Genomic DNA, 446 nt, shown 5'->3' on the forward strand with positions numbered 1-446 from the left:
GCGGAGCACGCCGCCGACCGGCTGCGCCTCGACGCCGAGCTCGCCGAGGCCGAGGCCGCCGACGCGATCCTGAGGGAGATCGAAGCCGAGGTCGCGGAAGGCCATGCCGCCTGGCTCGACCTGTGGCGCCCCGCCGGCATCGCGCCCTCGACCCCGGCGGAGATGACAGCGTGGCTCGGTGAGGCCGAGACCCTGATCGAGGGCAAGGGCGATCTCGACGAGCGGCACATCGATCGCGCGCTCCGCACCGAGCGGATCGAGGCGGCACGGGCGCCGTTGCTGGATCTTGCCGAAAGGATGGGACTGACCGACCTCGCCGGCCTCGACGTCGGCCTGATCCTCGGCCGCCTGGAAGAGCGCGTTGCGGCGATCGCGTCGCGATGGGAGGCGACCCGCGAGGCGAACGCGCGGATCGGCGCCGCCGCGATCGGCATCGCGCGGTCCAC

1 pseudogene is annotated in these 446 nt (G+C 73.8%); it reads left to right on the forward strand.

Annotated elements, in window-relative coordinates:
- Nucleotides 1-446 (forward strand): annotated as a pseudogene (locus tag FV223_RS31170) (chromosome segregation protein SMC); the annotation flags it as partial.

Source organism: Methylobacterium sp. WL116, from assembly GCF_008039455.1.
Taxonomy (GTDB): Bacteria; Pseudomonadota; Alphaproteobacteria; order Rhizobiales; family Beijerinckiaceae; genus Methylobacterium.